This window comes from Microbacterium sp. A20, assembly GCF_004794515.1.
Taxonomy (GTDB): Bacteria; Actinomycetota; Actinomycetes; order Actinomycetales; family Microbacteriaceae; genus Microbacterium.
In genome coordinates this window covers 22,570-42,312 of record NZ_SSDF01000049.1, presented here as the reverse complement: position 1 = coordinate 42,312, position 19,743 = coordinate 22,570, and the positions used below count along the sequence as shown (strand labels likewise).

Sequence of the window (19,743 nt, the reverse complement as noted above, 5' to 3'; positions counted from 1 at the left end):
ACCGCCGAAGCTCAGGGGAGCGGGATGGAGTTTCCGTCGGACGTTCCCACAAAGTCGACGACTGCGATGCCTGCCGCGAGGAGTGCCACGAGCACGACCGTGAGGATAGCCATGGACACGATGAGGACGATCGCTTCCGTGCGGCGCGGCCGTCGCGTCAACCGGAAGATCACGAAGGCGAGCAGAGCGGCTTCCACGAGAAATGCCCACGGGGTGAACAGCGCGAGAACGCCTCCGCACACGGCGAGGGCGAGGATCCACCATCGGGAGGAGCCTTGTCCACGTTGAGTAGATATCGTGCGCTCGACTCTCATACCGTTCGAATGGTCGCGACGTAAGCCGAGGGCTTGCCGCCGTTGGTCGTGATGAGGTGCTGCTTGTTGAAGGAGATCGGTGAGCCCTTGACGACCAAGCTCATGTGATGGATCACGCTGCACGTTCCCCGACCGCTGCTGATGTAACTGGAGCGATTGACCGAGTCGGAGACACCGACCCCAGAATGCCACCCATCGCAACTCAGAACCCGCGTCACGCCCGTCGACGTCGCTTCGTACTTGAACTCATTGGTAAACGTCTGGACCGGAATCCCGAGCATGTAGGCGGTCTGAGAGTCTTTGGCCATGTAGCCCCTCGTCGTCGTAGCCGTCAGCGCGTCGCCCTTGACGGCAGGGGTCGCAGGAACCGCGGTGATGGCCTCAGCTTCCGCACGCAGATCGAAGACTGAGCCTGGCTCAGTCGCTAGTGAGAAAAGAAGCGCGTGCTGGTCAACATCGTCTAGAGAGTCAAACTTTGCTTCGAGGGCCTGCGCCGTGGCGGCCGAGACGCCCAAGGACTCCGTGAAATCGGCGAACGAGTCCTCTGGCAGCTCGTCCGCCTGCGCGGGCATAGCAGCCCCGAGCAGCCCCAGTAGAGCAGCTGCCGCAGCCGACCAGATACCAAGGTTCTTTCGAGAAAGCATCGTTACCTCCATTTGTGAACGAAACCCGCGTCACGATAAATGTAACATGTTACTAGCGGTGGGCAGTTCACGGTACTACCGGCGCGACACTCAGGGCGCGTCGGCAGAGGGGGACGAGAGAATGGCGATGAGGGAATCAGTCGCGGATGATCCGGTGGGTCGTTGTCGCGCTGGCAGTGGTGAGCGCGGTACTGAACTTCGTGATGTACCAGTACCTGTCCCCTCAGAATCCGGTCTTCCTGATGTACGTCGCGGTGTCGGTCCTCGTTGCCGTCACCCTCGTGTTCCCCCGGTTGCGCCAGAAGCTCTGGTCCTCGCGGGGGAGATCCCCGCGTGGGCACGCGCGCGATGGCGGTGAGCCCAGCCCCTGAGGCGTCCGCCATAGCGGACACCAGCTATCGGAACCCGAATGCCCGTGCGCGCGGCGTCGCTGTTCTTCTGTTGCAGGCCGTTGTCTCGGCGGGCGTGGGCTACTGGGTGTTCATGCAGACGTTTCGCATCGCAGGCTGCGGCCCTTCATGCAATTTGCGGTTGCGGAAGGAGCGTGGCACGCGCAGATCTTGGTGAGTGTCGCCACCTTCATCGCATCGATCGTGGCGATCCTCTGGAGCTGGTACAGGGGGCGCGAGAGTTGGTGGATGGTAGCCATCGGAGTCGTGCTGATTCTCGTGACGGGAGTCGTGGCGACAATCGCGATCGTCGCTGCCACCACACTCTGAGTCCCTTGGGATTCAAGAAGACCCCTTGGTGCTTCGTGTTCCAAGGGGTCTTCTGGTGAGCGTCTTCGGGTTCCCGGCGATCATGTTCCCGCTGAGTCTCGTGCCGTTGAGTATCGGGCTCGAGCGTCGGAGAGCATGTGTGGCGAAGAACCGGGAGAGGACTACGGTGCCGAGCGGGGCGGTGCGGTGGATGAGCGCACGATGAGCTGCGGGTCGGTGGACGGCACCTCGCCGACCGCCTCGTGCCCCTCGATCTGGGCGATGACCCGGAGGGCGGCTGCCCGCCCCATCGCCTCGAACGGCTGGCGGACGGTCGTGAGCGCGGGAGAGGCATAGGCGGCGAGGGCGATGTCGTCGACGCTCACCACCGAGACGTCGTCGGGCACGCTGCGGCCGGCCTCGTGCAGCGCGCGGATCAGGCCGAACGCCATCTCGTCGCTGCTCACGAACACCGCGGTGACCTCGGGGATGGCCGCGATCGTGCGGCCGGCGCGGTAGCCGGACTCGGGGGTCCAGTCGGCGGGGATGACGGGCGGCGGCGCGATGCCGTGGTCGCGCAGCGTCTGCTCCCACGCTTCGCTGCGCTGCTGCGTCTCGGTCCAGTAGTCGTCGCCCGACACGTGCCAGACGGTCGAGTGGCCGAGGTCGAGGAGGTGCTCCACGGCGAGACGGGCGATCGCGCGCTGGTCCACGGCGAGCGGCGCATCCTCGTCGAGGGAGGTGCGCTCGCTGCGGGTGGCCGGGGTGCGCTCGGTGCGGGCCCGCATCGCGGGGCTGTCGAGTTCGACCGGCACGCCGAGGATGATGCCTTCGGCGCCCTGACGCTCGAGCCGATCGAAGGCCTCCAGGAACGATTCGGCGGAAGCATGATCGGCGACCGCCGCCGTGGTCACCGTGTACCCGTTCGCCGCGGCCGCCTGCTGGATGCCGACGCCGAGGGCTGCGGACGAGTAGCGGTCGGTCGAGACCACGATCACGCCCAGCACGCGCGTGCGGCCTGAGGCGAGGGAGGCGGCGGCGGCATGCACGCGATACCCGAGCTCTTCGACAGCGGCCATCACCCGCCGGGCGGTCTCGGGGCGCACGGTGTCCTGCCCGGACATGACGCGCGAGACGGTCTGCGTCGAGACGCCGGCCAGTCGGGCGACATCGACCTGGCTGGGCGCGCGGTCGTCTTTCGGGCGGCGTGGTGACATGTGACCAATGGTAGCGATCAATCGGCGGAAAACCAGGAAGTGCGAGGTGTACCGATGCGATAATGTGAACGCAAACACTCGTGCTTGGAGCGCTATGCCTGACCCCCTCGCCTCGGCTCTCGGCGGCTCTTCCGCTGCCGTCGACACCCCGGAAGCCGCGCTGCGGATCGACGAGCCCACCCTGACCTGGCGGGACGGGGAGATTCTCCGTGAGGGCATGCCCCATCGGATCCTCGCCGGTTCGATCCACTACTTCCGCGTGCACCCGGACCAGTGGGAAGACCGACTCCGCCGCCTCGCTGCGATGGGCGCGAACACGGTCGACACCTACGTCGCCTGGAACTTCCACGAGCGTGTCGAGGGCGACATCCGCTTCGACGGCTGGCGCGACATCGAAGGCTTCATCCGGCTCGCGGGCGAGGTGGGCCTGGACGTGTTCCTGCGGCCCAGCCCGTACATCTGCGCGGAGTGGTCCAACGGCGGGATCCCGTTCTGGGTGTCGGGGCGCGTCGCGGCGCTGCGCACCAGCGACCCCGAGTTCCTTGCAGCGGTCGACGCCTGGTACGACGAGCTCATCCCGCGGCTCGTCCCGCTCCAGGCCTCGCAGGGCGGACCGATCGTGGCCATCCAGGTCGAGAACGAGTACGGCTCCTTCGGCAGCGATGCGGGCTACCTCGCCCACCTGCGTGACGGGCTGCGCCGTCGGGGGATGATCGAGATGCTCACGACGGCCGATGGCCTCACCGGCGACATGATCGAGCACGGCAGTGTGCCGGGGGCCATGGCCACCTTCACCTTCGGCACGGGCGTCGCGAGGGCCGTGGAGCTGCGACGCGAGGGCGATGCGCTCATGTGCAGCGAGCTGTGGGGCGGCTGGTTCGACCACTGGGGTGAGCGGCACCACGTGCGCTCCGCCGCCAGCACCGGGGGCACGATCGAGGAGCTGCTCGCCGCCGGTGGATCCGTCAGCCTCTACATGGCGCACGGCGGCACGAACTTCGGCCTCTGGAACGGCGCCAACCACGACCGGGTGCTGCAGCCGACCGTGACGAGCTACGACTCGGATGCGCCGATCGGCGAAGACGGAACGCTCAACGAGAAGTTCCACGCGCTCCGGGCGATGTTCGCGCCGTTCCATTCGCGCGAACTCCCGCCTGTTCCCGCAGCCCCGCGGAGGCAGGCCGCGTCGTCGGCCGCGCTGCATCCACGGGGGTCCGCGCTCGACCTCGTGGCGAGCCTGCCCGTGACCGGCGACGTCACCCCGCGCCCGCTCACGTTCGAACAGCTGGGTGCCGAAGACGGCCTGGTCGCCTATGAGGCCGAGGTGTCGTACCCCGCCGACGCGACGCTCACGATCGACGGACTGCACGACCGGGCGGTGGTGTTCCTCGACGGTCGTCGGCTCGGGGTGCTGGAGCGCGACGGTGAGACGTCTCTCGCGCTGCCCGCCGCCGGCGAGGCCGGCCGACTCGTGATCGTCGTCGAGAGCCTCGGCCGCATCAACTACGGCCCGTACACGGGCGAGGGCAAGGGCATCATGCGCGGCGTGATGATCGGCCGTCGTCTGGTGAACGGATGGACGCATCGCCTCGTCCCGCAGGACGCTCCGGACTCCGCCACGTGGATGGATGCCGGAGTGCGGGGCGGCCTCGCCACGGTTGCGGGAACCGAGGTCTCCGACGGCGTGGCCGCGGCATCCTTCGACATCACCGAGCCGCTCGATGCCTGGCTCGCCTTCCCCGGTGGATCGAAGGGGATGGTCTGGCTGAATGGCTTCCTCCTCGGCCGGTATTGGAAGGTGGGTCCGCAGGAGACGCTCTACGCACCGGCGCCCCTCTGGAGAGCCGGGCGGAACGAGATCGTGGTGCTCGACACCGACGGTCTCGGCGCGACGGTCGAGATCCGCGAGGAGCCCTCCTTCGGCGAGACCGAGGAGTTCGTCGGCTCCTGAGTCACGCGCCCGCGCTCCCGCCCGCGCTCTCGCCCGCGCCCTCATCTGCGTTGCCGAATGCACGGCTTGTTGCCGAGTGCACGACCTGTTCTCGCACACACCCCGTGCACTCGCGAGCAAGCCGTGCACTCGCGAGCAAGCCGTGCACTCGACGTGGCCCCCGGCGGTGCTGCCTCGTCATGGCCGATGTGCTCACTCGCGCACCTCGAGGGCTCCGCGCAGGATGGGCCCAGAAGAGTCCGGGTCGCAGCCTCGAAAGTCCAATGCGCACGATGATCTGCGTTCATAGGCTTCCAGCACCGCACCCCCGTGCTGTGCCCTCGTTGCCTTCAACGCTGAAAGAGATCGATCGCGCATGAGACTCCCACTTCCGTTCCCGCGTTCCGTTCATACGCCCGCACCGGCGGTGCCGCCGCTCCCACGCAGGACCCTCGGTGCCTCCCTCGCCGTGCTGCTGGCGACACAACTCTTCGTCGCGACGCCTGCCGTCGCAGACGGTGAGAAGTCCCCCGACGGCACCTTCGCCCTGCGCTCCTCCGCACTCGCGGTGGACGTCGACGCGGAGTTCCCACGCGTCGTGGGATACACCTGGCGAGACACGGGTGCCACACTCGGCGGAGCCGACGGGTCCGCTCATGACCTCGAGATCAACGGCAAGGCGTACACGCCGACGGTTGCGGCGAAGGCCGCGAAGTCGAAGGTCGAGTATGTGATGAGCGTCCCGGAGATCGACGTGCGCATCTCCGCCGTGATCGAGGTGAAGAAGGAGGTCACCTCCTTCCGGGTGACCGAGATCCGCGAGAACGGCGAGCTCCGGGTCGAAACCCTCGCCCTCCCCGACCAGGGCATCGTCTCGGTGCGAGGCGACGACGCGCAGGCCCAGCTTTCGACGATGCTGCTGCGCAAGACGTACTACGACAACAAGGGCAACCAGGATCAGTACCAGCCGGTCGCCTCGGATCCCGTCGACGCGGAACCGCAGCCGGCGAACGTCGCCTTCGTCTCGAACTCCGGCCTCGCCGCGGGCGTGGCGACCAACGCGGTCACGACGTACGGTCCGCTGCGCTACCAGACCACGGAGAGCGACGGCGTCAAGCGGTCATCGGTCTGGAGCAGCACCTGGACCTATCGTGGCCCTGACGGCGGCGTGGTGGAGCTGCCCCGCATCGACGTGGCGGTGAGCGCCGAACGCAACGGCGACGGGGTCGTCGATTGGCAGGATGCTGCCGCGGGCTACCGCCAGATCATGCCCACACCGTTCGGCGGAGACGAGGTCGCCGACAAGGTCGTGCAGTACATCTCGATGAACTTCATGAGCGGAGTCCAGCAGCCCTTCATCAAAGCGCTCGACGACGTGAAGAAGGGCTACCTCTACACCGATGGGCTGGGGCAGTCCGTGCAGCTCAAGGGGTACGAGTCCGAGGGCCATGATTCCGCCCACGGCGATTTCGCCGATCACTACAACGAGCGTGCCGGTGGTCTCGCCGACCTGAAGACCGCCACGAAATCCGCCTCGAAGTTCAACGCCGAGTTCGGCGTGCACATCAACAGCGGAGTGGCGATGCCCGAGTCGGACATCTTCCGGTGGGACCGCCTGTCATCCACCGAGCCGAGCTACTTCTACGGGGATGCGCACTTCTACCTGGACCGGGAGAAGGACCTCGCCAGCGGTGACTACGCGACACGGATCGCGGCGCTCAAGCACGACCTTCCCGAACTCGGATTCGTGTACTCGGACGTGTTCTTCGGCGAGGACTGGGAAGCCTGGGCCTCGGCGAAACCGGTCAACGACGCCGGTCTGCCGCTGCAATCGGAGTTCCCGTCGTGGCTGTGGCCGTACGTCACCTTCTATCACCAGTCCGGCGAGTACGACGCGGTGGGGATCGAGTCCGACATGATGAGATTCCTGTACAACTCCTACGCCGATGTCTGGCCCAAGTCGGCTCAGCCGCTTCTGGGCGGTGCGAGCAACCTCGGGATCGGCGGTTGGCACGGCGAACGTGACGTCGATGCCTGGGTGGCGAAGACGTTCACCGTCAACCTTCCGACGAAGTACCTCCAGCACTTCGACGTCGTGACGATGGCCGAAGGCCGGGTGGGTCTGGAAGACGATGTCGTTTCGGCTGAGGTCGATGGGCGGCGGCAGATCAGCAAAGACGGTCGGCTGGTCGCCGATGGCGACGAGTACTTCCTCCCCTGGCAGGACGATGTGAAGAGCGGCCGCGGCATGCCGGATCCCGATCGGATCTATGCGTGGAGCGCATCCGGCGAGCCACGCGAATGGCAGGTGCCCGAAGACATGCGGCAGTCCGGACGGTACAACATCTACCGGCTCACCGACACCGGTCGTGTCGCGGAGGGCTCCGTCGATGCGAAGAAGGGGGCCGTACGGCTGGACCTCGATCCGAACGTCCCTTACGTGCTCTACCCGGCCAAGCCCGCGGCAGTCGGCGACGTTTCGTTCGGAAGGGCGCGCTGGTCGCCGACGGAAGCTTCGCCTCGCGCACTTTCGACGAATGGACCCGGACCTCGAGCAGCGGCGACGTCTCCGGCATCGAGGTCGTCACCGACGACAACGGCTGGCCCGTGCTCAACGTCGCCGGTGCGGCGGATGGGACGGTCTCGCAGCGGCTCGACGGTCTGAAGCCCGGCACCTACGCCGCGTCGGCGTGGGTGTCGACGTCGGACGGTCGGCCGGCGACGCTCTCCGTCGACGTCAATGGCGAGCGGTCGCGAACCCGGACGATCACGGCGACGCCACCGCTGCAGGACGACATGGACCATCAGCTCTTCGGGAAGCCGTTCCAACGCGTCCGCGTTCATTTCACCGTTCCGAAGGGACAGCGGACGGCGACGATCGCGCTCAGCGCGGGAGCCGGTGCCGCCGGTGCCGTCCAGTTCGCGGATGTGCGCGTGGTCCGCGACGGCGGGGGCGATCCGAGTGACGGCGAGGCCTTCTACAGCGAGGACTTCGAGCACGTCGACCAAGGGTGGGGGCCGTTCGTCCTCGATCAGCCCAGCGAAGCCGCCGTGCATCTCTCCGAACGCCACGAGGGCTACACCCGAGACACCATCAGCGGCGACTGGTCGCTGAAGGCGGCGAACGGGAAGGTCGGACAGGTCTATCGGAGTTGGCCGGGCACGATCGACTTCGAGAGCGGTCACGCCTACCGGGTGCGGCTGGCGTATCAGTCCGACGCCGCCGGCACCTTCGCCTTCGGCGTCGGAGCGGATGGAGTCGCCGACCCCCTCACGAGCGGACGTCTCGCTCGGACGACCGCGCGACCGCTCGACAGCGCGCCGGCAGACGGGCCGAAGCCCGATGGCTGGACGGACTCGCTGCCACCTCAGGACTCGGCACCGGACGCACCCTGGGAGCGCACCTTCGTCGCCGGGTCCTGTGGAGACGCCTACCTCGCGCTCGAGCAGGTCGCCGCGGGCATGCAATCGGCCGTCATCGACGATCTGGTGATCGACGACCTGGGGCCCGTCGATGGCGCGTCCGAGGCTGAATGCCGGTCGCTGGCGACGGTCTCGGTGGACTCCCCCTCGCTGGAGCCCGGCAAGAAGACCGACGTGGTCGTCACCTACACGAACGAGAGTTCGGTCGCTCACAGCGGCGTCACGCTCACGCTCCCCGCCTCGTCAGGACTGGAAGTGAAGGCGGTCGACGCCGAGCCGATCGCGGAGGTCGCTCCGGGGGCGTCCGTGTCGGCCACGTTCTCCGTGACCACTCGCGCAGAGCTGCCGGCGGAACCCGTCTGGCTCATCGGTCGTGCGGAGTTCACGCAGGACGGGAAGCGCGGAGGCGCGACCAGCGAGCCCGTCGACCCGCGCGTCGCCTACGGCTCGATCGCGGAGGCCTACGATCGGGTCTCGATCACCGATGACTCGGCGCCGGCGGGAGGAGACTTCGACGGGAACGGCAACAGCTATTCGCGCCAGGCGCTCGAGGCCGCGGGGCTCGTCCCCGGGGGAGCGGTGACGATCGATCAGGCGGCGTTCACGTGGCCGTCCGAAGTCGGGGTCCCCAACAGTGCAACGAGTTCCGGGCAGACCGTCGAGCTGGACGGAAGCGGCGGTGCGATCGGATTCCTCGCTGCCGGCGGCAACGGGAAGCGCGGGACGGTGACGATCACGTACCACGATGGCTCGACCTCGACATCCCAGGTCGCGGCACCCAACTGGTGCTGCACCGCTCCCGGACAGTTCGCCGCCCGGCCGGTGGCGAGCTCGACCTACAACAACGGCGCGAACGGTCCGCAGAATCAGGGAGTGGGCTACCAGGTGTACTACGTCACCGCTCCTGCCGAGCAGGGCAAGACGGTCGTCTCGGTGACGCTGCCCGACAACGGGATGCGTGTCTTCGCCCTGACCGTGGTCCCGCTGTTCACGGCACCGCCGGCGGGCGAGTCCTTCGTGAGCGACAACGAATGGACCTCGGCGACCTCCGGATGGGGACCGGTCGAGCGCGATCGATCCCTCGGAGAGCGGCTGTGGGGCGACGGCGACAGGATCGTCCTCGATGGTGAGCCCTTCGACAAGGGGATCGGCATGGCGCCGCTGACCGACGGGCCGTCGGCGGTGAGCGTGGCGCTCGACGGAACCTGCCAGGCCTTCCACGCCACGGTGGGCCTCGATGACGCCCAGAAGACCAAGGGATCCGTCGTCTTCTCGGTCGTCGGCGACGGAGAGGTGCTCTACGAGAGTCCGACGATGAGGGCGGACAGCGACAACGAGGTCATCGATGTCGACGTGACCGGGGTGCACCGCCTCGAACTCCGCGTGGCCGACGCCGGAGACGGCATCGGCAACGATCATGCGAGCTGGGGCGACGCGAAGCTACGCTGCGCGGAACCCGCCGATCGAGCATCGGCGTCGGCTCGGCGCGTGGATCTCGAGTCCGCAGGGGACTGGTCCGGAGTGTACGGCTCGGCGGGATGGCAGATCGCCGGTGGCGGCGGAGTCGCCCCCGGAAACGGTGTGAGCCTCGACGTCGCCGCAGCCGGTCCCGCGTACGTGTGGACGCAGCAGACCGACGACGTACGAGCACTCGCTGCGGGGGACCGGCCCGGGAGGATCGCCTCCGCCTGGCATGTGAAGTCACCGACGTTCACCGTGTCCGCGCCGACGGCCGAGCCGCACCGGTTCTCCTTCTATCTGCTCGACTGGGACAGCGACGACGCCAGAAAGGAGCGCATCACGATTCGGGACACCGCAGGAAGAGTGCTCGACACCGTCGAGGCGTCGGGGTTCTCCTCCGGGGCGTGGTACTCCTGGGCGGTCTCGGGCACCGTGACGGTGACGTTCGAGCCCATCGCGGGAAACAACGCGGTCGTGAGCGGTGTGTTCGTCGATCCCGTCGCGGAGGTCGAGGGATGAGGGAGCGGAGAGCTGCCGAGGTTCCCGGCGACGGGAGCGGAGCGAACCCGCACGGCTGGCCGGCGCAACGACGGTACTCGGGCGCCGCCCTGCGTCGGGTGGTCATGCCGCTCGGTGGAATCGGGACCGGGACGATCGGTCTCGGTGGGAACGGCAGGCTGACGGACTGGGAGATCGGCGATGCACCCGCATCCGGGAGGTTCCCGCGGGTCGCCCACGTCGTCGCCCGCGTGGAGACGCCCGACGCCACGAGCCTGGTCGCCCTGGAAGGGCCGATCGACGACAGCGCGTTCGACGGGCCGGATGGATCCATGGCGCAGAACCACGGATTGCCCCGTTTTCGGGAGGCCGAGTTCTCGGCCGCGTATCCCTTCGCCCGCGTGGACCTCCGCGACGAGGACCTCGCGTTCGACGCGTCGCTCGAGGCGTTCAACCCGTTCGTTCCCGGGGATGTGCAGGCCAGCTCCCTTCCGCTCGCCGTCCTGCGGTACCGCCTGACGAACCGGAGCGCTTCGCCGGTGAAGGCGACCGTGTGTGCATCGATCGCGCATCCGCTCGGTGGCGAGGGCAGCGCGCGGAGCGTAACCCTGCATCGCGCGGATGGCCTGACATCTCTGCAGTACAAGGCTGCCGGGGGCCGGCCGGAGGAGGACGGCACCTTCGCGCTCTCGGTGCGGGCGGGAGAGGATGTCACGTGGCGCACCGCCTGGCCCGAGCCGCACTTCGGCGACGACCTGCTCGAGTACTGGGACGATCTTCACGATGGGCGGCTCACCGACCATCCCGATGCGACGGCCCTGGTCGGCAGTCTCGCGTCATCCGTCGACATCGAGGCGGGAGGGAGCGCCGAAGTCACGTTCCTCCTGTCCTGGCACCTGCCGCGCCGGCGGGCGTGGAAGTGGGTGCCGCTTGCGTTCGGCGACAGCTGGACCTACGAAGATGACACCCATCTCGACAATCACTATGCGACGAAGTTCGCCGACGCGCTCGACGTCGTCCGGAAGACCCTTCCCGACCTCGAGCGACTCGAGCGGAGGACGCGCTCTTTCGTCGAGGCCTTCTGTCGGCAGGATGTGCCCACCGAGCTTCTCGAGGCGGCTCTGAGTGCGACCTCGGTCCTGCGCTCCCAGACGGTGTTCCGCACCGGCGACGGCCACTTCTATGGCTGGGAGGGGTGCGCCGCGGACACCGGCAGCTGCCACGGCAACTGCACGCACGTCTGGCACTACGAGTACGCCACCTCCCATCTGTTCGGCGAGCTCGCGCGGAGCATGCGGGAGCTCGAGTTCCTGCACGCCACCGACGAGTCCGGGAAGATGAGCTTCCGCATCGGGCTGCCGTTGGAGACCCACGCTCGGGAGTGGCCCTATGCCGCGGCCGACGGCCAGACCGGCGCCGTCGTCCGGCTCTATCACGACTGGCGTCTCTCCGGCGACGACGAGTGGCTTCGGCGCCTGTACCCGGCCGCGCGGCGCGCGATCGAGTTCTGCTGGATCGAGGGGGGTTGGGACGCCGATCGCGACGGACTCATGGAAGGTGTGCAGCACAACACCTACGACGTCGAGTTCTACGGACCGAGTCCGCAGATGCAGGGCTGGTATCTGGCCGCGCTCGCCGCCGGTGCGGTGATGGCGGCCGCGGTCGGGGACGATGGTTTCGCGGCGCTCTGCGCCGAACTGCACGAATCCGGCCGCCGCCTCACCGAGTCCGTCACCTTCAACGGCGACTACTACCAGCAGGACGTGCGCCCCCTTCGCGAGGGCGACGCCGTCGCCTTCGGTCTGCGGCGCCGGACGGAGACCGACGAGATCGGCCGTGACCCGGTCTCCCAGCTCGGAGCAGGATGCCTCGTCGACCAGCTCGTGGGAGATACAGCGGCCCGGCTCGCAGGTCTGCGAGGACCGTTCGACCCCGAGCATTTCCGGTCGGCCGCTGCCGCGGTCTTCCGCAACAACCGTCGCGATCGCGCGGATCGCACGCTGAACCACATGCGCAGCTTCGCGCTCGCCGATGAGGCGAGTCTGGTCATCTGCAGCTTTCCGCGCGGCGACCGACCGAAGACGCCCTTCCCCTACTGCTCCGAGGCGATGCCGGGCTTCGAGTACGCGGCCGCGACGGCCCTCGTCCAGGCGGGGATGCCGGGGGAGGCATTGCGTGTCGTGTCGGACGTTCGGGCCCGCTTCGACGGAACACGGCGCAATCCGTTCGACGAGATGGAATGCGGCAGACATTACGTCCGCTCGATGGCGAGCTGGGGGACCCTCCTTGCCTGGCAGGGGCTCCGAGTGGATGCCGTCGAGCAGTCCATCCACCTCGCTCCGCGATCCGAGCGCTCGGATCTCGTCTGGACGAACGGATTCGGATGGGGGACCGCGTCGCTCGACGGTGCGCGCCTCCGCGTGTCCGTCGAAGAGGGCGTCCTGACGCTGACGGCGATCCATGTCGACGGGGTGGGTCGCTGGTCCGCGCAGGGAGACACGACTCTCGCGGCGGGTGACCGACTCGAAGTCACGCTGCAGACCGAGTGCTAGCGCCAACATTCCGTAGCAGATTGACTCCACACCTGCTGATAATGAGGGAATGTGGCGCTTGTTATCGCAAACAAAATGTGCCACCATCAAGATGTACCTCGTATTGCCCGGTCCCGAAGCCGGCGGCGAAGTGTCCGAGCTCATTCAAAGGAGATGCAGCAGTGAAGAGAGCAGTCTTGCGAACCGTGGCAGCCGTCGGAGCCTTGGGTGTCGGCCTCGCTGTGGCCGGGTGTTCCGGTGCGGCGAAGTCCGGGCCGACGGAGATCGTCTTCTGGGGGTGGTCCCCCGGCTACGGAGACGCAGCGGAGGCATTCAACGCTTCGCAGGACGAGATCGTCGTGACCTACGAGGAGATCGCGCCGGGCTCGAAGGGGGGCTACGACAAGATGCTCAACGCCTCGAAGGCGGGCAGTGCACCGTGCCTGGCGCAGGTGGGCTATGAGACGCTCACGAGCTTCGCGGCCCAGGGTGTGCTTCAGGACGTCTCCGAGTTCGCGAAGGACAGCGAAGACGAATTCCAGCCGGCCCCGTGGTCTGCAGTGAACATCGGCGACGCGGTCTACGGTGCGCCGGTCGACCAGGGGCCGATGGCTCTCTACTACAACAAGGGTGTGTTCGACTCGCTCGGCATCGACGTGCCGACGACCTGGGCCGAGTACCAGGCAGCGGGAGAGCAGCTGAAGGCCGCAGGCAAGTTCCTGTCCGCCGGCTATCTCAACTACGACTACGCGGGGTTCGCGTGGCAGGCTGAGGCGCCCTGGTTCTCCATCAGCGACGACACCTGGAACGTGTCGATCGATTCGTCGGGGAACCAGGACGTCGCGGCCTATTGGCAGACGCTCATTGACGGGGGAATGATCAGCCCGGCCCCGATGTGGGACCAGTCCTGGTATGCGGGACTCGGCGACGGAAGCATCGCGACGCACGTGGGAGCGGTATGGCTCGCCGGGGTCTTCACGGACAGCGTGCCCGATGGCGCAGGTCAGTGGGCTGTCGCGCCGATGCCCCAGTGGGAAGCCGGCGAGACCAAGGTCGGCAACGTCGGCGGCTCGGCCACGGCTGTCATGAAGGGATGCGACGACCCGGAAGCGGCATGGTCCTTCGCGCACTTCATGAGCACCGACGCGGACACGTACACGGGGCTGATCGAGGACGCGGCGCTGTACCCTGCCGCGACCGAGCTCCTCGGCCTGCCGGCGCTGTCCGAACCCGACGAGTACTTCGGCGACCAGGTCATCTTCGACGTCTTCGCCGAGGCGTCCGAGGATGTCGCGACAGGATGGACCTGGGGCCCGAACACGCCCGAGACGGTCGGGTTCCTCGATGATGGGCTGAGCAAGGCATGGGCGGGCCAGGGCGGAACTCTCGTCGACGCCGTCGAGACGACTCAGAAGAAGACGTTCGACGCTCTCGACGCTCAGGGCATCTCCGTTTCGGAGTGAGCTCCCGCGTCCGGTCGGGGTGCCATCGCCGCCCCGACCGGACGGCCCCTCGACATGGCAGAGGACAGCATGACCACTTCTTCGACGCGCACGATCACGACCGCCGACAGCCGACGAACCCGAGGTTCGACATCCTCGCCCGCCCCCGGCGGCGCGACTGCAGCGCGACCGCATGCGCGCTGGCGCACTCCCCTTCTCTTCCTCGCCCCGTTCGGCGTGCTCTTCGTGGCGATGTACCTCGTCCCCATCGTGTACGCGTTCGTGCAGAGCCTGTTCGTCCTGGAGCGCTCGGGTCTAGGGCTCGAGGCGCCGAGTCTGGAGTTCGCGCCGCTGGCGAACTACGCCCGGCTCATCGAGGACGGCGACTTCATCGCGTCGCTCGGTCGGGTGGCCCTGCTCGGCGTGGTGCAGGTGCCGCTGATGCTCGGCTTCGCCCTCCTGCTCGCGCTCCTCCTCGACTCCAAGTCGGCCCGAGGCAAGGGCTTCTTCCGTCTCGCCGCCTTCCTTCCCTATGCGGTGCCGGGCGTCATCGCGGCGGTGCTGTGGTCGTTCCTGTACTCACCGGTGACGAGTCCGATCAACAAAGCGCTGGATCAGATGTTCAGCGGCGGAGTCCCGTTCTTCTCCGACGGTCTCGTGCTCTGGTCCATCGCGAACATCGTGACGTGGGGATGGACGGGCTACAACATGCTCATCATCTACTCGTCCCTCCAGACGATCCCCTCCGAGACCATCGAAGCGGCGCGTATCGACGGGGCGGGTGCGTGGCGGATCGCCTGGGCGATCAAGATCCCCATGGTGCGGCCCGCTCTGATCCTCACCGCAGTCTTCTCGATCATCGGCTCGGCCCAGCTCTACAACGAGCCGAAGGTGCTCCAGGCCATATCGGGGGGCGCGATCAGCAACAGCTTCACCCCGCTCATGGCGGCTCAAGCACAGGCGACGGCTCAGAACTATCCCTACGCGGCCGCGCAATCGGTCGTGCTCGCGCTCCTGGTGGGCGGCGTCTCCTTCCTGTTCTTCCGGCTCACGAATCGAGGCGAACGATGACCGCTCCCACATTGGTCTCGGCCACCCGTCCGCCGGTCAAGCAGCCGACGCGCTCGTCACGCGAGGGGAACCTCCTGAGCCGCCTCGGGGTGTTCGCCCTCCTCGGGGTCTCCGCCGTGTACTTCGTCGCTCCCATCTGGTGGCTGGTCGTGGCGTCGACGAAGCCATCGGGTCGGCAGTTCTCGGAGCCGAGCCTGTGGTTCGACGGCTTCGGTCTGTTCGACAACATCGCGCTCGTCTTCGCCGAGTCCGACGGCATCTTCGGGCGGTGGATGCTGAACAGTCTTTTCTACGCGGGGTTGTCCGCGGCCGTGGGAACCCTGCTTTCGGCCATGGCCGGTTATGCCCTGGCGAAGTACGACTTCCGCGGACGGGGAGTCGTCTTCGGCGTCATCCTCGCAGCGGTGCTGATCCCCAAGGTGATGTTCACCCTGCCGCTGTTCCTGCTGTTCAATCAGGTGGGGTTGCTCAACAACCCGCTCGCCGTGCTGCTGCCCAGTGTGGTGAGTCCCTTCGGCGTGTATCTGGCTCGTGTGTTCGCCGCGCAGTCCGTGCCCGATGAGCTCATCGAGGCGGGCCGCATCGACGGTGCGGGTGAGTTCCGCATCTTCGGTGCGATCGGTCTGCGGATCATGTCGCCGGCGCTCGTCACGATCTTCCTCTTCCAGTTCGTGGAGGTCTGGAACAACTTCCTGCTCCCGGTGATGGTGCTCAATGACACGTCGCTGCAGCCGGTGACTGTCGGGCTCGTCGGCTGGGCAGGGAGCAACGGGCAGGTGCCGGCCGGAACGGTGGTGGTCGCCGCGCTGCTCTCCGTGCTTCCGCTCGTGATCGCGTTCCTGAGCCTTCAGCGCTTCTGGCGGGCGGGTTTGACCGCAGGTGCCGTCAAGTGACACCTGAGGGCGTCTGAATACGGTGAAGCGGCGTCACCTGACCGCGTCGCCCGAGTGGTCGCCCCCGGATTCAGTGTCGGCCTGGTCGCTGATGGTGCCTGTCGACCCGGTCAGCGGCAGGCGCGACTGCTGCTCGCGGAACACCGTCGGCGGCACCCCCACGCGTGCGGCGAACAGGCGGGTGAAGTACGCGGGGTCGTCGTAGCCGACTCGAGCGCTGATCACCCGCACCCCGAGCGAGGTCTCGGCCAACAAGGTCTGGGCCTGCGAGATCCTTGCCTCGAGCACGACGTCGACCGGGGTCATCCCGGTGGAAGCCTTGACGACCTCGCGGAGGGTCTCGAGCGTGACACCGAGGGACCTCGCTCGGGCGGCCATGGTCATGGGGTGATGGGAGTAACGCCGCAACTGCCGGAGCAGACGTTGGTCGTCGGGCAGCACGTCAGGGCGCCCGGAACTGGAGGCCAACAGCAACTGCTGGGTGATGATCGACGCCTGGAGCCCGCCGGCTACGCCGCCGGTGTGCAGCGCCGATCGCAGCCGCGAGAACAGGGAGGGGAACTCCGCCGGGGTCGTGTCGAGGTCGACCACTGGATTGCCGGGGTCGAACACGCCGAGCTTCAGAAAGCTCTGCACCGCGGGGCCGCCGAACAGCGTCCAGTGCTCGTCCCATCCCGCGCTGTCCGGGCCGTAACCGTGTTCCCGGCCGGGGATGATCCAGATCAGAGCCGGCGCACGGACGAGGCGCTCTGCGCCGAACGGGCCACGGTGCGAATACCAGCCGTTTCCGCGGGACACATGGATGAATGCGAACGACGCGAGAGTGCGAGCACGGAACGATGCCGTGCTTCGGTGCTCGCCCGCGCCGAGGCACGCGACCCCGTGGTCGCGGAGCGGTTGGGGCGGGGTGGCGTATTCGACCCATCCCGGATTGTCCACGTTGCCTCGATCCCGCGCGCCGCTGCCCAGAACGTGCCGGAGCGTCACGGCACTGCCACCAGCTTGGCAGACCTCGGGTGCACGAGGCGATATTCCTGCGCGCCGCGTATCCGGCTCGGACAGGGACCGGATGTTCGACAGCGTCGCGCCGGAACCGCGCTCCGCGGTGCGGCGCCCGGACACGACGAAACACCCGCACGTGGTGTGCGGGTGTCACGAAGCAGAGCGGGCGGTCAGGCCTTCTCTAGCTCGTCCTCGTCTTCGTCTTCATACTCATCGGCCCACTTGTCGACGTAGGCGTCTTCGTCGGTCGGGTGAGCCAACTCGCGCTCGAGCGCGGAGTAGTTCACCGACGGACTGTACGCCTTGAGTTCGCGGGCGATCTTGGTGTGTTTCGCCTTCTGACGGCCACGGCCCATGCGCGAGACCCCCTCACGAGTTAAGCCGCGGGTGTTTGAGGCCCGGGGCATTTCACGACACCGGCGCGAAGCCGGTAAGAGTAGCATTCAGAATAGCACGCGGGGAAGATGCACTGGCCGAGGCCAGTCTGGTGAAGGGAAACGATCTCATGACCGACAACACTCCCACTCCGTCCAACGAGGCCGCACAGAACGCGGCGTTGCAGAAAGCCGTCATCGTCGGCATGCAGTTGGACCAGGACCCCCACGTGATCCACGAGGCCGTGCGCTACGCGCGACTCCTCGGTGTCCCGCTGGTGGTGGCGCACGTGGACGTCACGCGATTCGTCACGTATGAGGATCCGGACGGCTACGTGCATTCGGCTCCGATCGACATCAACTTCGACGCGGGTGCTGCGGAGTTCGAGGCGGTCGAGGCGTCTGCCGCAAAGATCCTGGCGGGGGTGGACGTCACCTGGACGGCGCGTCAGCTCGTCGGCGACCCGGCGCTCGCGATCAAGCAGCTCGCCAACAAGCTGGATTCATCGCTCATCGTCGTCGGCACCCGCAAGCGCGGCATCGGAGAGTCGATCCGCGAGTTCTTCACGGGCTCGGTCGCGGCGCGGCTCGCGCACCGGCAGCATCGCTCGATCCTGGTCGTGCCGCTCGGCGAGTCGGTGCCGGATGAGCAGAAGGAGATCTGGCCGGAGTCCTAGAGGGCGGCCGCTCCACAACAGAGGGCCCCGTCGGCTGTTCGCCGACGGGGCCCTCTGCGTGTTCAGGATCCGGAGCTGCTCAGGGAGACCGTGACTCCACGGGCCGCGTTGTCGAGCGCATCCTCCAGCTCGGTCACGACCGACGGAGACAGCGTGCCACCCTTCGCGAGGTGCGTGCGCAGGTCGGTGCGCACCCGGGCGCGGAACGCGTTGATGACGGCATCCGCACGATGCATCTCCTCGCGACTGAGAAGCCGGGAGTCGTCTCCCGCCGTGCGCGGGCGGTTCTTGGCCGCGGTGCGCTCGCCCTTCTCGGCGGCGGCGAGATCGGCGCGGAGGCTCTTCATCGCATCTTGGACGCTCTGTCGGACCTCGCTCGCGATCAGTCGCACCGAATCAGTGAGGCCCGCCTCGATGCCGGCGAGGTCGCCCTCACGCGATGCGAGTTCGGCCCGACCGGCCTCGGTGATCGCGTAGATGGTGGTGCGGCCGTCGACGGTCTTGGTGACCAGGCCCTCCTCCTCGAGCTTCGCGAGGCGGGGATAGATGGTGCCGGCGCTCGGCGTGTAGGTACCGCCGGTGCGGTCGGTCAGCGACTGGATGATGCCGTAGCCGTGCTGCGGCGCCTCGGCGAGGAGCGACAGCAGGTACAGGCGCAGGTCGCCGTGGGAGAAGACGGCGGGGCTCATGCTTCCCACTCCTCGTCTTCCGTGATCGAGGCCGGCGTGCGGCGGAGGACGGTGACGCCACCGGAGACGGAGTTCGCGCGCAGGTCGACGAATCGTCCCGAGAGCTCGCCCTTCGTGCCGGTGTAGTTGCTGGGGCCCGAGGTGCTGCGCTCGACGCCGTCGATCAGCAGCCGACCGCTCAGCGAGCGGACGACGTAGTTCGCGGCCAGGGACTCGTCGAGGCGCACGGTGGTGCCGCCCGAGACGGAGTTGATGTTGATGGTGTTCACGTCTCCCGCAGCATCCACGAGGGTGGAGCCCGAGACGATGTCGACGGTCGCCTTGCGCACGGCGCCCGTGACGGCCACGTCGCCCGAGACGCTGTTCGCGTTGATCGAGCCCGTGAGGCCGCGCACCTGCACGTCGCCCGAGACCGAGTTGACCGTGAGGTCGCCGATCAGGGTGTCGACGATGATGTCGCCGGAGACGGTGTTGAGGCGGGCGTCGTTGCGGATGCCCGAGACGAGGGCGCCGGCGCTGACGACGCCGAGGTTGAGGGCGATCGAGCGGGGGACCGCGACGCTCACCTCGGCGCGGGGGCCGCCGGAGCCGAAGTTGCGGAACACCTCGAGGAAGTTGTCCCAGCCCAGCTGCGGGTGGTCGATCTCGACCTCGCCGTCGTGGGACTCGATGCGGAGGTCTTTGGTGGTGACGCCGTGCACCTCGATGCGGATGCCCGGTTCGTCGTGGGCGATGATGTCGACCTGTCCTCCGACGAGGCCCACCTTGAGGCGGGTGACGGACTCGATGTCGATGACGCGTTCCTCGCCGGGGGCGATGAGCCACTTCTCGGTCATGTGTGCTTCTCCTGTGTGTAGGGTCACGATATATCGTGTCTGG

Annotated in this window: 17 protein-coding genes and 1 pseudogene; 11 read left to right on the top strand and 7 right to left on the bottom strand. The window is 67.5% G+C overall.

Annotated features, from left to right (window positions below):
- Nucleotides 1-11 precede the first annotated feature (11 nt).
- Together DW298_RS03560 and DW298_RS03555 are read right to left on the bottom strand one after the other, a co-directional pair.
- Nucleotides 12-314: a hypothetical protein gene (locus DW298_RS03560; RefSeq protein ID WP_136041111.1), complete on the bottom strand. Its 303-nt coding sequence runs from the start codon at nucleotides 312-314 to the stop codon at nucleotides 12-14.
- The gene (locus DW298_RS03555; RefSeq protein ID WP_136041110.1) at nucleotides 311-958 is read right to left on the bottom strand and encodes a hypothetical protein; all 648 of its coding nucleotides are present in this window, start codon (nucleotides 956-958) and stop codon (nucleotides 311-313) included. The genes DW298_RS03560 and DW298_RS03555 overlap by 4 nt, the downstream gene beginning before the upstream one ends.
- Before the next feature lie 146 nt (nucleotides 959-1,104).
- Between DW298_RS03555 and DW298_RS03550 the strand changes: the two genes are divergently transcribed.
- Both DW298_RS03550 and DW298_RS19210 read left to right on the top strand, forming a co-directional pair.
- The gene (locus DW298_RS03550; RefSeq protein ID WP_136041109.1) at nucleotides 1,105-1,329 is read left to right on the top strand and encodes a hypothetical protein; all 225 of its coding nucleotides are present in this window, start codon (nucleotides 1,105-1,107) and stop codon (nucleotides 1,327-1,329) included.
- Between the two features lie 192 nt (nucleotides 1,330-1,521).
- Nucleotides 1,522-1,677 carry a hypothetical protein gene (locus DW298_RS19210; protein WP_168443193.1) on the top strand — a complete coding sequence of 52 codons (156 nt, stop codon included), beginning with the start codon at nucleotides 1,522-1,524 and terminating at the stop codon, nucleotides 1,675-1,677.
- A 161-nt stretch (nucleotides 1,678-1,838) separates the two neighbouring features.
- Here DW298_RS19210 and DW298_RS03545 read toward each other — a convergent pair whose 3' ends face one another.
- A complete protein-coding gene (locus DW298_RS03545; RefSeq protein ID WP_136041108.1) occupies nucleotides 1,839-2,873 on the bottom strand; it encodes a LacI family DNA-binding transcriptional regulator in 1,035 nt (344 codons plus the stop codon).
- A 94-nt stretch (nucleotides 2,874-2,967) separates the two neighbouring features.
- Between DW298_RS03545 and DW298_RS03540 the strand changes: the two genes are divergently transcribed.
- The 8 genes and pseudogenes from DW298_RS03540 to DW298_RS03510 all read left to right on the top strand — a co-directional run bounded on the left by DW298_RS03540 (nucleotide 2,968) and on the right by DW298_RS03510 (nucleotide 16,122).
- Nucleotides 2,968-4,824: a beta-galactosidase family protein gene (locus DW298_RS03540; RefSeq protein WP_136041107.1), complete on the top strand. Its 1,857-nt coding sequence runs from the start codon at nucleotides 2,968-2,970 to the stop codon at nucleotides 4,822-4,824.
- Between the two features lie 355 nt (nucleotides 4,825-5,179).
- On the top strand, nucleotides 5,180-7,468 hold the full coding sequence (locus tag DW298_RS03535; protein WP_136041106.1) for an endo-alpha-N-acetylgalactosaminidase family protein: 2,289 nt from the start codon (nucleotides 5,180-5,182) through the stop codon (nucleotides 7,466-7,468).
- Nucleotides 7,363-8,052: pseudogene (locus DW298_RS19770) on the top strand (hypothetical protein); the annotation flags it as partial. The gene DW298_RS03535 and the pseudogene DW298_RS19770, both read left to right, overlap by 106 nt.
- Before the next feature lie 213 nt (nucleotides 8,053-8,265).
- Entirely contained in the window at nucleotides 8,266-10,206 is a 1,941-nt protein-coding gene (locus tag DW298_RS03530) for an NPCBM/NEW2 domain-containing protein (RefSeq protein ID WP_342670884.1), read from the top strand.
- Entirely contained in the window at nucleotides 10,203-12,737 is a 2,535-nt protein-coding gene (locus DW298_RS03525) for a GH116 family glycosyl-hydrolase (protein WP_168443192.1), read from the top strand. The genes DW298_RS03530 and DW298_RS03525 overlap by 4 nt, the downstream gene beginning before the upstream one ends.
- A 161-nt stretch (nucleotides 12,738-12,898) precedes the next feature.
- The gene (locus tag DW298_RS03520) at nucleotides 12,899-14,179 is read left to right on the top strand and encodes an extracellular solute-binding protein (protein WP_205820242.1); all 1,281 of its coding nucleotides are present in this window, start codon (nucleotides 12,899-12,901) and stop codon (nucleotides 14,177-14,179) included.
- A 69-nt stretch (nucleotides 14,180-14,248) separates the two neighbouring features.
- The gene (locus DW298_RS03515) at nucleotides 14,249-15,229 is read left to right on the top strand and encodes a sugar ABC transporter permease (RefSeq protein ID WP_136041102.1); all 981 of its coding nucleotides are present in this window, start codon (nucleotides 14,249-14,251) and stop codon (nucleotides 15,227-15,229) included.
- A complete protein-coding gene (locus DW298_RS03510) occupies nucleotides 15,226-16,122 on the top strand; it encodes a carbohydrate ABC transporter permease (RefSeq protein WP_136041101.1) in 897 nt (298 codons plus the stop codon). The genes DW298_RS03515 and DW298_RS03510 overlap by 4 nt, the downstream gene beginning before the upstream one ends.
- Before the next feature lie 33 nt (nucleotides 16,123-16,155).
- Here the strand turns inward: DW298_RS03510 and DW298_RS03505 are convergent, their stop codons facing one another.
- Both DW298_RS03505 and DW298_RS03500 read right to left on the bottom strand, forming a co-directional pair.
- Nucleotides 16,156-17,061: an AraC family transcriptional regulator gene (locus DW298_RS03505; RefSeq protein ID WP_168429476.1), complete on the bottom strand. Its 906-nt coding sequence runs from the start codon at nucleotides 17,059-17,061 to the stop codon at nucleotides 16,156-16,158.
- 233 nt (nucleotides 17,062-17,294) lie between these two features.
- Complete coding sequence (locus DW298_RS03500) at nucleotides 17,295-17,480, bottom strand: DUF3073 domain-containing protein (protein WP_029263716.1); 186 nt, start codon at nucleotides 17,478-17,480, stop codon at nucleotides 17,295-17,297.
- 149 nt (nucleotides 17,481-17,629) lie between these two features.
- On the opposite strand from DW298_RS03500, the gene DW298_RS03495 reads away from it, so the two are divergent.
- The gene (locus DW298_RS03495) at nucleotides 17,630-18,175 is read left to right on the top strand and encodes a universal stress protein (RefSeq protein ID WP_136041099.1); all 546 of its coding nucleotides are present in this window, start codon (nucleotides 17,630-17,632) and stop codon (nucleotides 18,173-18,175) included.
- A 62-nt stretch (nucleotides 18,176-18,237) separates the two neighbouring features.
- Here the strand turns inward: DW298_RS03495 and DW298_RS03490 are convergent, their stop codons facing one another.
- Both DW298_RS03490 and DW298_RS03485 read right to left on the bottom strand, forming a co-directional pair.
- Nucleotides 18,238-18,864 (bottom strand): PadR family transcriptional regulator, encoded by a 627-nt coding sequence (locus tag DW298_RS03490; protein ID WP_136041098.1) that lies wholly within the window; start codon nucleotides 18,862-18,864, stop codon nucleotides 18,238-18,240.
- On the bottom strand, nucleotides 18,861-19,700 hold the full coding sequence (locus DW298_RS03485; protein ID WP_136041097.1) for a DUF4097 family beta strand repeat-containing protein: 840 nt from the start codon (nucleotides 19,698-19,700) through the stop codon (nucleotides 18,861-18,863). Before DW298_RS03485 ends, DW298_RS03490 begins: the two co-directional genes overlap by 4 nt.
- Nucleotides 19,701-19,743 lie beyond the last annotated feature (43 nt).

What these genes read in the sequence shown, in the direction of transcription:
- DW298_RS03560 (WP_136041111.1), bottom strand. Translation starts at nt 314, where the DNA reads ATGAGAGTCGAGCGCACGATATCTACTCAACGTGGACAAGGCTCCTCC.
- DW298_RS03555 (WP_136041110.1), bottom strand. Translation starts at nt 958, where the DNA reads ATGCTTTCTCGAAAGAACCTTGGTATCTGGTCGGCTGCGGCAGCTGCT.
- DW298_RS03550 (WP_136041109.1), top strand. Translation starts at nt 1,105, where the DNA reads ATGATCCGGTGGGTCGTTGTCGCGCTGGCAGTGGTGAGCGCGGTACTG.
- DW298_RS03545 (WP_136041108.1), bottom strand. Translation starts at nt 2,873, where the DNA reads ATGTCACCACGCCGCCCGAAAGACGACCGCGCGCCCAGCCAGGTCGAT.
- DW298_RS03540 (WP_136041107.1), top strand. Translation starts at nt 2,968, where the DNA reads ATGCCTGACCCCCTCGCCTCGGCTCTCGGCGGCTCTTCCGCTGCCGTC.
- DW298_RS03535 (WP_136041106.1), top strand. Translation starts at nt 5,180, where the DNA reads ATGAGACTCCCACTTCCGTTCCCGCGTTCCGTTCATACGCCCGCACCG.
- DW298_RS03530 (WP_342670884.1), top strand. Translation starts at nt 8,266, where the DNA reads ATGCAATCGGCCGTCATCGACGATCTGGTGATCGACGACCTGGGGCCC.
- DW298_RS03525 (WP_168443192.1), top strand. Translation starts at nt 10,203, where the DNA reads ATGAGGGAGCGGAGAGCTGCCGAGGTTCCCGGCGACGGGAGCGGAGCG.
- DW298_RS03515 (WP_136041102.1), top strand. Translation starts at nt 14,249, where the DNA reads ATGACCACTTCTTCGACGCGCACGATCACGACCGCCGACAGCCGACGA.
- DW298_RS03510 (WP_136041101.1), top strand. Translation starts at nt 15,226, where the DNA reads ATGACCGCTCCCACATTGGTCTCGGCCACCCGTCCGCCGGTCAAGCAG.
- DW298_RS03500 (WP_029263716.1), bottom strand. Translation starts at nt 17,480, where the DNA reads ATGGGCCGTGGCCGTCAGAAGGCGAAACACACCAAGATCGCCCGCGAA.
- DW298_RS03495 (WP_136041099.1), top strand. Translation starts at nt 17,630, where the DNA reads ATGACCGACAACACTCCCACTCCGTCCAACGAGGCCGCACAGAACGCG.
- DW298_RS03490 (WP_136041098.1), bottom strand. Translation starts at nt 18,864, where the DNA reads ATGAGCCCCGCCGTCTTCTCCCACGGCGACCTGCGCCTGTACCTGCTG.
- DW298_RS03485 (WP_136041097.1), bottom strand. Translation starts at nt 19,700, where the DNA reads ATGACCGAGAAGTGGCTCATCGCCCCCGGCGAGGAACGCGTCATCGAC.